The sequence below is a fragment of the Mesorhizobium sp. L103C105A0 genome (assembly GCF_000502215.1).
In the GTDB taxonomy this organism is placed as follows: Bacteria; Pseudomonadota; Alphaproteobacteria; order Rhizobiales; family Rhizobiaceae; genus Mesorhizobium.
In genome coordinates this window covers 229,743-243,109 of sequence record NZ_AYXF01000010.1, presented here as the reverse complement: position 1 = coordinate 243,109, position 13,367 = coordinate 229,743, and the positions used below count along the sequence as shown (strand labels likewise).

Below are 13,367 nucleotides of genomic sequence, written 5' to 3'. Positions count from 1 at the left end.
TCAGGAGATGAGGTCGAAATGGCCGAGGGCCTCGGCATAGGAAAGTGCCGGTCGCGCGACGTCGAAATGAACCGTGCGCATGCCGGCGGCACGGCCGCCATCGACATTGCGCTGCTGGTCGTCAACGAACACACAGGCGCCGGCAGGCAGGCCAAGCGCCTCGGTCACCAAGGCATAGGCGCGCGGATCGGGCTTGAGGATGCCGGTATAAGTGGCGTCGACGATGGTGTCGAACAGCTCGAGCAGCGGCAGCCGCTGACGGAAGCCGGCGCCATAGAACAGATCTAGCTCGTTGGACACGATCGCCAGGCGAAATCCCGCCGCATGCACGGTCCGGATTGCGCGGACGGCTTCGGGCCGCACGATCTTTTCCGGCTCGGCTCCGCGTGCGCGCTGGACGAATGTCTCCATCGCCTGCCAGTCCTCGCCGACGAGCCGGCCGACTTCGCTGGTGCGGGTGCGCCAATAATCGCGCTCGCTGATCTCGTCGGCCTGCATTGAGCGCCACAGCGGATCTGAATCCGGGTCGAACGGCCCGTACCATTGCAGCGTTCCCGGCGCGAGGCCGAGCGCCTGTTCGGTCAAGGCATGGGTCTCGAAAAGGGTCCGGGTGACGACGCCGCCGAAATCGAGGACGAGCGCCTGGGCAGGAACAGCGCTCACGCAGCCACTCCCTTGGCCGGCATGCCGCGCGGGATGATGCCTTCCTCGACCCAGCGGTCGAAGATTTCGAGCGCCTTGCCGACGAACTCGTCGCTGTTAATGTGGGCGTCGATCTCGTGGAACTCGACGCCGGCGGGAATGGCCTTGCGCATCTCATCGGTGAACGCCGCGAGGGCTTCGGGTTCGTACAGCGGCTCGCCCTGCGCATCCCATTCCTGGATGCCGCCGGAGGGCAGGATGAAAGCGGAGCGCCCCTTCGACGCACCGAGCTTGGCGGCGATGGTCCTGGCGACTTCACGGCGGTCGGCGGCATCGACGGTAATCGAGCCGATCAACCTGTTATGAGCATGGAATGGCCGCTGCGCGAACTTTGTCGGCAGCGCCTGCCAGGTCGGCAAATCGACCATGTCTACGGCGCCAGGGGCTGCGATCTGCGGAATGCCGCGGGCGCCGGCATTCTCGAGCCGGTCGGCGCCGGAGCTGACGACCGAGCCGGCAAGATGATTGGTGATCTCCTGCAGGCTGAAGTCGAACACCGCGCAGAAATGGTCCTGGCTGGCGATCGATTCGAAGGCCCGGCCGCCCATCCCGGTGGTGTGAAAGACCGCGACATCATAGCCGCGCTGCTCCAACGCCGGCTTCAGCGTCTTCATATAGCGCAGGCAACTGCTGCCCAGCGAAGTCATGCCGATGGTCGGTCCGACCGCCGGGGCCGAAGCACGGGATGCAAGCACGATCCTCGCCGCACCGACGACCGCGCCGCAGGCCTGGGAAAGGACCAGCTTGCAGATGGTGTTGAGGCCGTAGAGCCCGCCTGCCCACAGGATCATCATCAGGTCGGGCGCGACACGCTCGGGCGGAATGAGGTGCGAGTAGGCGATGGTCGAGACGACGAATTTCGGCACGCCGAGCGGCAGGCACAGCGCGACATCGAGCGCCAAATCGGTTCCCATCGAACCACCGATGGCGATGAAGGCGTCGATCTCGCCGCGCTGGTGAAGCTGGCGCACCAGCTGAACGGCGCCGACGGCCATCAATGTCATGGCGGTGTTTTCATCGCCGCTCGAGACGATTTCGGCCATCGTCACGCCAGCGGCCCGCGCAACGGCATGCTTGTCGTGATCGGGACTATAGGCGGGGTCGCCCAGCACGCTGACATCCATCATCACGGCGCGGCCACTGGATGCCTCGATACACGCTTTCATGAACAGCAGTTCGTCGGTCTTGGTATCGCCCGTGCCGATGACCAGGATGCGGGGCGTCGCCATATCTGCAGACATCAGGCCTGCCTCCTCAGGGTTTGCAGGTTTTCGCCATTGAGGCGCATCGAAATCTCCCGTGCTGCGGTCACAACCGCAAGCCCTCGTTCCACGATCGTAGCCGGTGTCGTCCTGGCCTTCGGGGCTGCCACCGCAATTGTCCCCAGCGCAAGACCATCGGCGGCGCGGATTGCAGCCGCGACGCCGATCACGCCGTCCTCATGGCCCTGGTCGCAGATTGAATAGCCGCGGTCGCGCGCCTCGCCGATCGACTTTGAAATGGCGGCCGGCTCGACGAGGGTATGATCGGTGAAGGCCTCAAGCGAACCTGTCAGGCATGCTTTCACGGTCGCGTTGTCGGCGAAGGCGAGATAGGCGATGCCGGAGGCGGTGGAATGCAGCGGCAGAAGCTGGCCGACATCGATGTTCACCCGGTTTGCCCAGCTTGAATGCTCGACATGGACGGTGATCAGCCTGTCGACGCCGAATTCCGACAGATGCACCGTCTCGGTTGTCGAACCCGCCAAATCCTGCGCCACGGGAATTGCCGTTGGCAGGAACGGGAAGCAGGCTTCGCGGATACGCGCTAGCCGCGACAGGCCGGCGCCGAGGCGATAGTGCCGCGTGCCGGCATCCTGCTCGACGAAGCCATGGCCGCCCAGCGCCATCAGCAGCCGCCGCGTCGTCGCCNCTTGTCCAAGGCGCACCGCCGCGCGAGATCGGAAAGTCCGAGCTCGGGCTCGTCCGCCGTGAACAGCTCCAGAAGTGAAATCGCCTTGCCGACCGTACCCATCCAGCCTCCCGCTCGGATAGAAACTTAATGTGTGAATTAACTTGACAGGCATCGGCATTCTTTGCAAGTCTATATTCAAAATAAGGGTTCAAATAATGAACCGATGGCATTCAGGGAACAGGCCGAGCGGCCGCGAACCCAGGGGTTCGTAAACTGGAGGGACAAATGTCAGCAGTTTCGGAACAGGCGCCCGCCAACAGGCTGCGCAAGAACAGTCTTGGCGTCGGCGCTATCACCTTCATGGTGATTTCGGCGGCGGCGCCGCTCACCGCGGTCGCCGGCGGCACGCCGCTCGGCATGCTTATGGGCAATGGGGCGGGCTTTGCCGGCACCTATCTTATCGTGACCGTGTTGCTGCTGCTGTTTGCGGTCGGCTACGTCGCCATGTCGCGCCATGTCGGCAATGCCGGCGCCTTCTATGCCTATGCCGCGCGCGGGCTGGGCGGTTTTGCCGGCGGCGCAACCGCAATCATCGCGATCCTGTCCTACAACGCCATGCAGATCGGGGTCATGGGCCTGCTGGGGGCCGCGACCGCCGGCCTGTTCGCCGGCTGGGGCATCGACCTGCCCTGGTGGGTGTGGAGCTTCATCGCCGTCGCCATCGTCGCGGTGTTGGGCTACCGCCAGGTCGACCTGTCGGCCAAGATCCTGACGGTGCTGGTGCTGTGCGAATACATCGTTGTGCTGGTGCTAGACCTCGCCATCCTCAAGACCGGTGGCGACAGTGGTCTCTCGGCGGCGCCGTTCAGCTGGAGCCAGATCGTCAGCGGCTCGCCCGCCATCGCCATCCTGTTCTGTTTCGCCGCCTTCATTGGTTTCGAGGCGACGACGATCTACGCCGAGGAAGCCCGCAATCCCAAGGTGACCATTCCGCGCGCCACCTATTTCTCAGTGTTGCTGATCGGCGTCTTCTACATGGTCACGGCCTGGCTGATGGCGGTCGGGGCCGGCGTCGACAAATTGTTGCCTGCACTGCAGACGCTTCAGGATCCGACGACCTTCCTGTTCGGCCTGTCCGACCGCTACGCCGGAACCATGCTGTCGCACGCCATGAGCATCCTGTTCGTATCGAGCCTGTTTGCCGGCGTGCTGGCGTTCCACAACGCAGTTGCCCGCTACATCTACGTCTCGGGCCGCGAGAAGCTGTTGCCTGAATCGATCGGCGTGACGCATTCAGTGCACCAGAGCCCGCATGCCGCTTCCGTCATCCAGAGCGTGTTGGCCGCGCTCGTCATCGGACTGTTCGCGATACTCGGCCTCGATCCAGTTCTGGCGCTGTTTTCCTGGCTAACCAATGTCGCGACGCTCGGAGTCATCGTGATGATGGCCGTGGCCTCGCTCGCCGTGGTGATGTACTTTCGCGCCAATCCGTCTGCCCAGGAAAACGCGCTGAAGACCACCATCCTGCCGGGGCTGACCTTCGTCGCCTTCGTCATCATCATCTACCTGATCGTCATTAATTTCGGTGGCCTGTCGGGCGCCAGCGGCTTCCTCGGCGTGTTGCTGCCGGGGCTGGTGCTGATTGCCGCGGTGGTCGGCCTGCTGCTTGCCGGTGCGTTGAAGAGCCGGGATCCGGTTGCCTTCGAAAATCTCGGCGTGCCGCTGAAGGACTAGGACAAAGGACAAGGGGGTAGCGCGTTCGGCGCCGCCCCTTTCCATGGCAAAGGGAGTACCGGCGTTGAGCTTTGCCGAGAGCATCACCGTTGAGGCGTTGGAAGCCGATCCGTATCCGATCTATGCGGAACTGCGGCGCAGCGCCCCTGTCGCTTTCGTGCCGGCGGTCAATCTCTGGTTCGTCACCCGCTGGAAGGACGTCGAGACCGTCGCAAAGTCACCCGACATCTTCTCCGCCGTCGTCGGTACGTCTCCGGTCGAACGCTCGTTCGGCAAGCCGACCATCCTGACCACCGACGGCGAAACGCATAGACAGCTACGCCAAGGCGTCGATCCGAAATACCGGCCGCGCACCGTCGCCGCCTATGCCGGCGATCTCGTACGGTCGATTGCCGAACCTTTTCTGGACCGGATCGCCGAACAAGGCTCCGCCGAGCTGATGGCGGACTATTTCGAGCCGGTGTCGACGCTCAGCCTGGCGCGCTCGCTGGGCCTTGCCGACATCGACATGGCGACGCTGCGCCGCTGGTTCTATGGCCTTGCGCAGGGTGCCATCAATTTCGAGAACGACCAAAAACGGCAAGAGATCGCCGATGCGATCAGCGCCGAGGTCGGCGTTGCCATCCGGCCGACTCTGGATAGACTTGCGCGCGCACCCGACGACTCGGCGCTGTCGCATATGCTGCATGACGGCATGCCGGAAGGCACGACGCGGCCGATCGATTTCTTGATGCCAAGCATCAAGGTCATCCTGCTTGGCGGCATGCAGGAGCCCGGACATGGTGCCGGTTCGATCCTCGCCGGCCTGCTTGCGCATCCCGAACAAGTGCGGCAGGTGCTCGCCGATCCCGAGACCTTTGTGCCCAGGGCTGTCGATGAAGGCTTGCGCTGGGTGGCGCCGATCGGAACCCAGACGCGGCAGACGACGCGGGCGGTCGAGCTTGGCGGCGTAACGATCCCTGCCGGCGCCGCGGTCGCTGCACTTGTCTCCTCGGCAAGCCGCGACGAGAGCCGCTTTGCCGATCCAGACCGCTTCGACATCAACCGCAGGGAAGGCAATCATGCCGCCTTCGGCTTTGGTCATCATTTCTGTTCGGGCCGGTTTTTCGCGCGCGAGCAGATGTGCCTTGCGTTAAGGCTGCTGCTCCTGCGCTTCCCCGATCTCAGCTTGGTGCCAGGCAAGGTGCCGGTGTTTCGCGGCTGGGAATTCCGCGCGCCAACCACGTTGTATGTTTCCCTGGGAGTCCGCCACCAATGATCAGCCAGAATGCCATCGACGCGCTGCGCAAGACGGAGATCGGCGAGCGGGGCTTGTTTATCGACGGCGTACAGGCCGCAGCGACGAGCGGCGCGACGCTGGCGGTGATTTCGCCGATCGACGGCCGCCCTTTTGCCAGCATCGCTGACGGCAATGCCGCTGACATCGATCGCGCGGTCCGATCGGCGCGAAAAGCATTCGAGAAGGGTTCATGGTCGCGCGCCGCCCCTGCCTTTCGCAAGAAGGTGCTGACGAAATTTGCCGAGCTGATCGAAAAACATGTCGATGAGCTGGCCGTGCTTGGCGTGCGCGACAACGGCACCGAGATCGGCATGGCCTACAAGGCCGAGCCGCTGTCGGCGGCCGGCACCATCCGCTACTACGCCGAGGCGATCGACAAGGTCTATGGCGAGATCGCGCCGACGGCCGACAATGTGCTCGGGCTGATCCACAGGGAGCCACTCGGTGTCGTCGGCGTCATCGTGCCGTGGAACTTCCCGCTGATGATCGGTGCCTGGAAGATTGCGCCCGCATTGGCCACCGGCAACAGCGTCGTCGTCAAGCCGCCGGAGATCGCCTCGCTGACCTTGCTGCGGCTGGCCGAACTCGCAAGCGAGGCTGGACTTCCCGAAGGCGTGTTCAACGTCGTTACCGGTCATGGTGCTGTCGCCGGCGAAGCGCTTGGCCTCCATATGGATGTCGACGCCATCGCCTTTACCGGATCGGGGCCGGTCGGCCGGCGGCTGCTCGAATACTCCGCCCGTTCCAATTTGAAGCGGGTCTTCCTCGAGCTTGGCGGCAAGTCGCCCAACATCGTCTTTGCCGACGCTCCGGACCTGAAGCAGGCGGCGGTCGTCTCGGCTAACGGCATCTTTCGCAATTCAGGCCAGGTCTGCGTGGCGGGCTCGCGTCTGCTCGTCCAGTCGTCGGTCTATGATCTTTTCATGGACGAACTTGTCTCGGCAACCACGCGGCTCAAGGTCGGCGACCCGCTCGATCTCGCCAGCGATATCGGTGCGGTATCGAGCGCCGAACAGCTGGACAAGAATCTCGGCTTCGTCGCCATGGCGCAAGCCGAAGGCGCCCGTCTCGTCGCCGGTGGCGAACGGATACTGACCGAGACCGGCGGCAGCTACATGGCGCCGACGATCTTCGAGAACGTGACGCAAGAGATGCAGTTGGCGCGCGAGGAGGTGTTCGGACCGGTGCTCGGCGTGATGCGCTTCGAGACCGAGGAGGAGGCGGTGCATCTGGCCAACTCCACTGTCTACGGACTTGCCTCGGCGGTGTGGACCGCCAATCTTTCCACGGCCCATCGCATGGTGCGCGCCATCAACGCCGGTGTCGTCCACGTCAACACCTATGGCGGAGCCGATATCACCGTGCCGCTTGGCGGCGTCAAACAGTCCGGTTTCGGCCGTGACAAGTCGCTGCATGCGCTGGAGAAATTTGTCGACCTCAAGACCGCCTGGATTGCGCTCTGAGCCTCGCGGAAAGGCCAGCATATCTGCTCTTTTCGTCAAGCTTGGCCTCAGAACGCCACGCTGGTGCTGGTTGGCGGCGATCAGGTCGTCGCTATCGGCAGCTCGACTAGCGTGGTGTCGCGGGTCCAGGCTTTGCGCGGAAAGCCGTGTTGCGACCGGCGGGTATCACAGCGTCCTACTCCGTTGTGCCGGCTTTTTTTCTGCGCCGATTGGTGTGCGACTGGGCGACGGCCATTCGTAATTCAGGTGTGACCTCCAAACGCGCATTCTCTGTCCCATGCGGGTCTTGCAGCCCCTGGACGTGGACGGTCGGGAATGGGAGCTCGATGCCCTGCTCCTTGAAGGCCTGGCGGAGGCGCAAAAAGAACCTGCCTTTCATGCTGAAGGCGCCTCCAGGTCTGGTCGTGACCTTGACCCTCAAGACGATGCCGTACTCGCCGAACTCCTGCACCCCCTGCATCTTGATCGGTTCGATCACCCAGTGTTTGAACTCCGGATCTTCCGCCAGTTCCAGGCCAATTCGCTTGATCAGTTTGCGAGCAAAGTCGATATCGGTGTCATAGCCAACGGTGATGTTGAATTTGTCGGTGACCCAGTCACGGCTCTGGTTCTGCACGGCGCCGAGTTCGCCGAAAGGTATCGTGAACAGCGGACCACGATGGTGGCGCAGCTTCACCGAGCGCAGCGAAAAGCTCTCCACCGTACCCCTGTAGCTGCCCGATGAAATGTATTCGCCGACACGGAAAGCATCGTCGAGCAGATAAAACACGCCAGAGATCACGTCCTTGACGATGGTTTGCGCGCCAAAACCCACGGCGACGCCGACGACGCCGGCGCCGGCGATCAGCGGGCCGATCTGGATGCCGATCGAAGCGAGCATCATCAGCACCGCCATCACGATGATCACTGCTAGCAGAATGTTCTGGATGATCGGCAACAGCGTGTGCAGCCGCGCCTGATGCGGATCGAGGGTGAGGATGTCTTCTTCGCTCACCACCGCTTGCGGTATCGCGACGCCCAGCTTTCGTTCGATCAAGGCTTTGATGATCGACCAGCCGAAATCGGCAGCAAGGGCAATGACCACGACGTTGATCAAGCCGCGCAATATGAGCATGGTGGTCGTATCGCTGCCGCGCATGGATTGCATGTCCAGGCCCAGTACGCGTGCGAGAAGGTAAGCCGCCGCGAGGATGAAAATCATCCGGATACCGCGATCGATGACAGCGATCGTCACCGCCGGGATCGTCGGCCGGCCGGCATCTTCCGAACCGGGCCGCAGGACGAAATTAACCCCGCGCTCTGTCAGCACAATTGCCAAAGGCAGGAAGAATGCGGTGAAGGTAAACCAGAAGAATGTGTAGAGGCCGGCAATGCGTTCGAGGAACAGAACGACGAAGTAAGCCGTCAACAACCATGTCACTGCCGTGTCACCGCTGTGGCGCGCGCCGTCTCGCTGCGTTCTTGGCCGACGCCAAATGGCCAGCAGGAAGAGCAACAGCAGGATGAAATCGGCGCCCACCGACAGGACCATCATTCCGTCCTGGTCTATGCCGAGACCCGGCAAGAGGACAAACGCGGCGGCGAAGAAGGCGAAAACGCCGACGATCCGGGGCAGCCAATAAGCCCAATGGTCAGCAGCTCCGTTGGTGATCGGCAGGGCACGAACCTCGATGGCGTGCTCGACCTCCATGAAAGAAGGGACGAGTGTGGCCATCACGTATAGGCGCACAGCCCACGTAAAGACCGCAGCCATCAGAAATGTCAGCACAATCTCGCGGATGAGCGCTGGCCAGTCGAACAGCATGAACGCACCGGCGCTGCCCAGCGCGAACGAGCCGATCATCATGCTGGAATAAAGCGTGCGGCCGCCGATCTTCTTGGCCCGCCCGATGGGCGTATCTCTGGGTTGCGCGATGATCCAAAGACGAAATGGACGGGTGAGCTTGTATATTGCCCAGGTGAGCGCCAGGCCGGCAGCGATAAAGATCGCAATCAGCACCAATATGCTGACGGGGCCCTTGCTGGACATATCGTCCATGGTATTGGCCCGGACGCGCGCGAACTGGTCCGGCAGCGAAGGCAAGGTTCGCACGATCTTTTCGATGTGATGCTTGATCCGATCGAGCGTCGAGGATGCCATAGTATTCATCTGGCCCGGTGCGGCCACGGCGTCGGCCGGCGGAGCGCTAGTCTCGGCAGGCGCTTCCGTCGATCCTGCGGCCGGATTTCGTTGCTCGGCCACCCAGGCCTTCACCGACGGATCGTCGAGAAGCTCGAACAGCTGTTTGACCTTGTCGGGCGTGACGGCGGCCGGTGCCTGGGCCTGTGCCGGACCAGCCAACAGGAGGGCGATGCCAAGGACGAGTGGCCCGGCTATCAGGACGAACATCGCCGTCAGGTTCCCGGGACGCCGTGCCGGGCGCGCCGGCTCCCTGGCCCCCAATCGTCGTTTCATGAGCAGCATCGTGCGGTAACCTTCCGGTCAGATCGGCGAGCAAGGACAGCTATGTCCGTCGTTGCCCCCACCTTTAACAAGCCGATGTTGCGGTGCAAGTCTCATCGCACCTAGACCGTTGGGTAGGGCACCAGGCGACCGGCAAGGCTGTCATCACCAGCGCCAGCGTTGCGCTGCGTTCCTTGTCCCGACCACCTAGACCGGGTCGTTGTCGGTCGTCGGTTGCTCCGCGGCGGGAGCCTGTGACCATGCCGCATTGCACAATTTTGCGACCTTGCCCACAATGCACGCATGGTCCGCAGCTCACTCGCCGTCCTGGTCATCGACGAAAACCGTATCCGCGCCGCGATCATCGAGGCAGGTTTGCGCGAGGCCGGCCATGAGCGGGTCACCGTCATCCACGACGTGACCGGCATTGCGCGGCGCATCGCCGAGATCGAGCCGGACGTCATCGTCATCGACCTGGAAAACCCGAACCGCGACATGCTGGAAAACATGTTCCAGCTGTCGCGTGCGGTGAAGCGGCCGATCGCCATGTTCGTCGACCGATCGGACCAGGCATCGATCGAAGCGGCGGTCGATGCCGGCGTTTCGGCCTATGTCGTCGACGGCCTCAGGCAAGAGCGCGTCAAGCCGATCCTGGACATGGCGGTCAGCCGCTTCAACGCTTTCTCGCGCATGGCGCGCGAGCTGGAAGAGGTTCGAGGGGAGCTTGAGAGCCGCAAGGTGATCGACCGTGCCAAGGGCATCCTGATGAAGTCGCGCGGCCTGACCGAAGAGGCCGCCTACACGCTGCTGCGCAAGACGGCGATGAACCAGAACCGCAAGATCGGCGACATTGCTCAGAGCCTGGTGACTGCCGCCGGGCTGCTCGGGCCGTCGGAGGACGAATGAGCATGAGCGCCGAGCACCAGATCACCGCCGGCTTCATGCCGCTCTTCGACAGTGCCGTGCTGGTTGCGGCGGGTGAGCTTGGATTTGCCGCGCGCGAGGGCATCGATCTCACACTTCACCGCGAGACCTCCTGGGCCAACATCCGCGACCGCATCGCCATCGGCCATTTCCACCTGGCGCACATGCTGGGGCCGATGCCGCTCGCCTGCAATCTCGGGCTGACGCCGCTTGCTTCCGAGACCATCGTGCCGTTTTCGCTCGGGCTTGGCGGCAATTGCGTCACCATCTCCAACGCCGTCTGGGAAGGCATGGCGGCACACGGCGCCATACCCGATCTCGAGCCCGCGCGCGCGGGCGCAGCCCTCGGTGCCTTCATTCGCGACCGCGCCGGGGCTGGCGGCGATCCGCTGCGCTTTGCCGTGGTGCACCCGCATTCGGGGCATAATTACGAACTGCGCTACTGGCTTGCCGGGTGCGGCATCGATCCGGAGCGCGAGATCGAGATCGTCATCGTGCCACCGCCCTTCATGGCCGATGCGCTGGTCGCCGGGCGGATCGACGGCTACTGCGTCGGCGAGCCCTGGAACAGCGCCTCGGTCGCCGCCGGCACCGGCCATATCGTCACCGTCAAGGCGCTGCTGTGGCGCAACAGTCCGGAGAAGGTGATCGGCGTGCGCAAGGCGTGGTCGCAGGAGAACCCGGTCGCGCTGGCAGCATTGCTGCGCGCGCTGCATCATTCGGCGCGCTGGTGCCAGGATCGGCGCAACCACGCCGAACTGGCTGGTGTGATGGCTCAAGCTGGCTTCCTGGGCCTGCCACCAGCTGTCCAGATGCCGATCCTGACCGGCCATCTTGAACTGGGCGGCGGCGCCGAACTGGATGTCGACGACTTCTTCCTGCCCTTCGACAAGGCGGCGAACTTTCCGTGGAAGAGCCATGCGCTGTGGTTCTATACGCAGATGGTGCGCTGGGGGCATGTCGAGCACACGCCGGAAAACCTTGCTATCGCCCGTGACTGCTACCGTCCGGACCTCTACCGCTCGGCGCTAAAGCCGCTTGGCGTTGCACTTCCCGGCGCCAATGCGAAGGTCGAGGGCGCGCTTAAGGTCGCCACGGCTGTCGGTGCGACCGGGGCAGGCTTGGTGCTTGGGCCGGACGGCTTCTTCGACGGTCAGACCTTCGACCCCGACGAGATCGACGGCTATATAGCGCGCCAGAAAGCCGCTCGCGCGGAAGCCTGATCATTCTCGCGCCATTCTTGTGCATTGCACAAAAAATGTGCGTGCGATTGCTGTAGTGAACAATCTTTGATCTGCTTGCGATGTCGGCTCGCGTGCCGGCATCTGGCGCGTAATGTTGATTTCATTTAGGTTTTTCGTTTCACCCAAAACTGGCACGGTTCCTGCTTTGAATTAGTCAGGCCCTTCGCGGGTCACGGAACAGGCGTCCAATGGCGGGCGCCACAGGCAAAGCTGCCGCTCAGGTCAACGACGCGATCCCGGATGTACGGACGCGCGAGGCCTGGACGGCGGCTTTTTTGTTTTGGCCACTCGACGAAGCCCTCGCGTTCAACCGGAGATCACGATGAAAGAAAAAATAGGGAAATGGATCGGGACGGGAACATCGCTCAAGGATGTGACGCGCCGCGATTTTCTTGTCAGCAGCGCCATGACGGCCGGCCTGTTCGTGGCGGCCCGCAAGCTCTTCCCCTCGGGCGCCTATGCCGCCACGACCGCTCCGGAGGTCACCGGCGCCAAGCTCGGCTTCATCGCGCTGACCGACGCGGCGCCGCTGATGATCGCCAAGGAGAAGGGGCTGTTCGCCAAGTTCGGCATGCCCGACGTCGAGGTGCTCAAGCAGGCCTCCTGGGGCGCGACGCGCGACAATCTGATGCTCGGCGGCGCAGCCAACGGCATCGACGGCGCTCACATCCTGACGCCGCTGCCCTATCTCATGCACACCGGCAAGGTGACGCAGAACAACCAGCCGATGCCGATGGCTATCGTGGCGCGGCTCAACTACGACTGCCAGGGCATTTCGGTTGCGCAGGAATACGCCGGCACCGGTGTCGGCCTCGACGCCTCCAAGCTGAAGGACGCCTTCGCCGCCAAGAAGGCGGCCGGCAAGGAAATCAAGGCCGCCATGACGTTCCCGGGCGGCACCCATGATTTGTGGCTCCGTTACTGGCTGGCCGCCGGCGGCATCGATCCCGACAAGGACGTCTCGACCATTGTCGTGCCGCCGCCGCAGATGGTCGCCAACATGAAAGTCGGCAACATGGACGTGTTCTGCGTTGGCGAACCGTGGAACGAACAACTCGTCCACCAAGGCGTTGGTTTCACCGCCGCCACCACCGGCGAACTGTGGAAGGGTCATCCCGAAAAGGCGCTCGGCCTCCGCGCCGAATTCATCGACAAATACCCGAACGCCACCAAGGCGATCGTGATGGCCGTCATGGAGGCCCAGCAATGGTGCGAGGCCACGGAGAACAAGGACGAGATGGCCGCCATCATCGGCAAGCGGCAATGGATGAACGTGCCTGTCGCCGACATTATCGGCCGCCTCAAGGGCGACATCAACTACGGCAACGGCCGCGTGGCCACCGGCACTGACCTCTACATGAAATTCTGGAAGGGTGGCGTCTCCTATCCCTACAAGAGCCACGACAGCTGGTTCCTCGCCGAAAACATCCGTTGGGGAAAATTCGCGCCGACCACCGACATCAAGACGCTGGTCGATCAGGTCAATCGCGAGGATATCTGGCGCGAGGCGGCGAAGGATCTCGGCGTTGCCGCAGCCGATATTCCGGCCTCGTCGTCGCGCGGCGTCGAGACCTTCTTCGACGGCAAGATTTTCGACCCGGCCAACCCGTCGGCCTATCTCGACAGCCTGAAGATCAAGGCATCGGCTTGACCAGCGCAAACGGCGCGTTCCGCCGTTTGTCGCC

At 63.2% G+C, this 13,367-nt stretch carries 11 protein-coding genes; 6 read left to right on the top strand and 5 right to left on the bottom strand.

The features are described from left to right. The 4 genes from X727_RS141405 to X727_RS1000000169140 are packed head-to-tail and all read right to left on the bottom strand — an operon-like array spanning position 1 to position 2,715. Positions 1 to 663: an HAD-IA family hydrolase gene (locus X727_RS141405; RefSeq protein ID WP_023745654.1), complete on the bottom strand. Its 663-nt coding sequence runs from the start codon at positions 661 to 663 to the stop codon at positions 1 to 3. Next, entirely contained in the window at positions 660 to 1,943 is a 1,284-nt protein-coding gene (locus X727_RS141410) for a Tm-1-like ATP-binding domain-containing protein (RefSeq protein ID WP_023738353.1), read from the bottom strand. Before X727_RS141410 ends, X727_RS141405 begins: the two co-directional genes overlap by 4 nt. Continuing rightward, positions 1,943 to 2,590: an IclR family transcriptional regulator gene (locus tag X727_RS06265; RefSeq protein WP_023834912.1), complete on the bottom strand. Its 648-nt coding sequence runs from the start codon at positions 2,588 to 2,590 to the stop codon at positions 1,943 to 1,945. The genes X727_RS141410 and X727_RS06265 overlap by 1 nt, the downstream gene beginning before the upstream one ends. Continuing rightward, positions 2,590 to 2,715 (bottom strand): helix-turn-helix domain-containing protein, encoded by a 126-nt coding sequence (locus tag X727_RS1000000169140; RefSeq protein ID WP_023834911.1) that lies wholly within the window; start codon positions 2,713 to 2,715, stop codon positions 2,590 to 2,592. The genes X727_RS06265 and X727_RS1000000169140 overlap by 1 nt, the downstream gene beginning before the upstream one ends. Positions 2,716 to 2,880: 165 nt before the next feature. Here X727_RS1000000169140 and X727_RS141415 point away from each other — a divergent pair, with 165 nt between their 5' ends. Genes X727_RS141415 through X727_RS141425 form a run of 3 tightly spaced genes read left to right on the top strand, consistent with a single transcriptional unit; the run spans position 2,881 to position 7,071 of the window. Then, the gene (locus X727_RS141415) at positions 2,881 to 4,329 is read left to right on the top strand and encodes an APC family permease (protein WP_023745652.1); all 1,449 of its coding nucleotides are present in this window, start codon (positions 2,881 to 2,883) and stop codon (positions 4,327 to 4,329) included. Between the two features lie 43 nt (positions 4,330 to 4,372). Further along, positions 4,373 to 5,587 (top strand): cytochrome P450, encoded by a 1,215-nt coding sequence (locus X727_RS141420; protein WP_031204603.1) that lies wholly within the window; start codon positions 4,373 to 4,375, stop codon positions 5,585 to 5,587. Then, positions 5,584 to 7,071: an aldehyde dehydrogenase gene (locus X727_RS141425; RefSeq protein ID WP_023692260.1), complete on the top strand. Its 1,488-nt coding sequence runs from the start codon at positions 5,584 to 5,586 to the stop codon at positions 7,069 to 7,071. Before X727_RS141420 ends, X727_RS141425 begins: the two co-directional genes overlap by 4 nt. A gap of 175 nt (positions 7,072 to 7,246) precedes the next feature. On the opposite strand, the gene X727_RS141430 is transcribed toward X727_RS141425, so the two are convergent. After that, on the bottom strand, positions 7,247 to 9,535 hold the full coding sequence (locus tag X727_RS141430) for a mechanosensitive ion channel family protein (RefSeq protein WP_245265816.1): 2,289 nt from the start codon (positions 9,533 to 9,535) through the stop codon (positions 7,247 to 7,249). 282 nt (positions 9,536 to 9,817) lie between these two features. Here X727_RS141430 and X727_RS141435 point away from each other — a divergent pair, with 282 nt between their 5' ends. The 3 genes from X727_RS141435 (at position 9,818) to X727_RS141445 (ending at position 13,333) form a co-directional block, all read left to right on the top strand. Next, the gene (locus tag X727_RS141435; RefSeq protein ID WP_023667842.1) at positions 9,818 to 10,420 is read left to right on the top strand and encodes an ANTAR domain-containing response regulator; all 603 of its coding nucleotides are present in this window, start codon (positions 9,818 to 9,820) and stop codon (positions 10,418 to 10,420) included. A 2-nt stretch (positions 10,421 to 10,422) separates the two neighbouring features. Further along, positions 10,423 to 11,661, top strand: coding sequence for a CmpA/NrtA family ABC transporter substrate-binding protein (locus tag X727_RS141440; RefSeq protein WP_023745649.1), 1,239 nt, complete (start codon positions 10,423 to 10,425; stop codon positions 11,659 to 11,661). Positions 11,662 to 12,004: 343 nt separating this feature from the next. Beyond that, positions 12,005 to 13,333, top strand: coding sequence for a CmpA/NrtA family ABC transporter substrate-binding protein (locus X727_RS141445; protein ID WP_023745648.1), 1,329 nt, complete (start codon positions 12,005 to 12,007; stop codon positions 13,331 to 13,333). The last annotated feature ends 34 nt before the right edge of the window (positions 13,334 to 13,367 follow it).

Bases quoted from the DNA above. Each gene is read 5' to 3' on its own strand.
- X727_RS141410 (WP_023738353.1), bottom strand. From the start codon at position 1,943: ATGTCTGCAGATATGGCGACGCCCCGCATCCTGGTCATCGGCACGGGC.
- X727_RS06265 (WP_023834912.1), bottom strand. From the start codon at position 2,590: ATGGCGCTGGGCGGCCATGGCTTCGTCGAGCAGGATGCCGGCACGCGG.
- X727_RS141415 (WP_023745652.1), top strand. From the start codon at position 2,881: ATGTCAGCAGTTTCGGAACAGGCGCCCGCCAACAGGCTGCGCAAGAAC.
- X727_RS141420 (WP_031204603.1), top strand. From the start codon at position 4,373: ATGGCAAAGGGAGTACCGGCGTTGAGCTTTGCCGAGAGCATCACCGTT.
- X727_RS141425 (WP_023692260.1), top strand. From the start codon at position 5,584: ATGATCAGCCAGAATGCCATCGACGCGCTGCGCAAGACGGAGATCGGC.
- X727_RS141430 (WP_245265816.1), bottom strand. From the start codon at position 9,535: ATGCTGCTCATGAAACGACGATTGGGGGCCAGGGAGCCGGCGCGCCCG.
- X727_RS141435 (WP_023667842.1), top strand. From the start codon at position 9,818: ATGGTCCGCAGCTCACTCGCCGTCCTGGTCATCGACGAAAACCGTATC.
- X727_RS141440 (WP_023745649.1), top strand. From the start codon at position 10,423: ATGAGCGCCGAGCACCAGATCACCGCCGGCTTCATGCCGCTCTTCGAC.
- X727_RS141445 (WP_023745648.1), top strand. From the start codon at position 12,005: ATGAAAGAAAAAATAGGGAAATGGATCGGGACGGGAACATCGCTCAAG.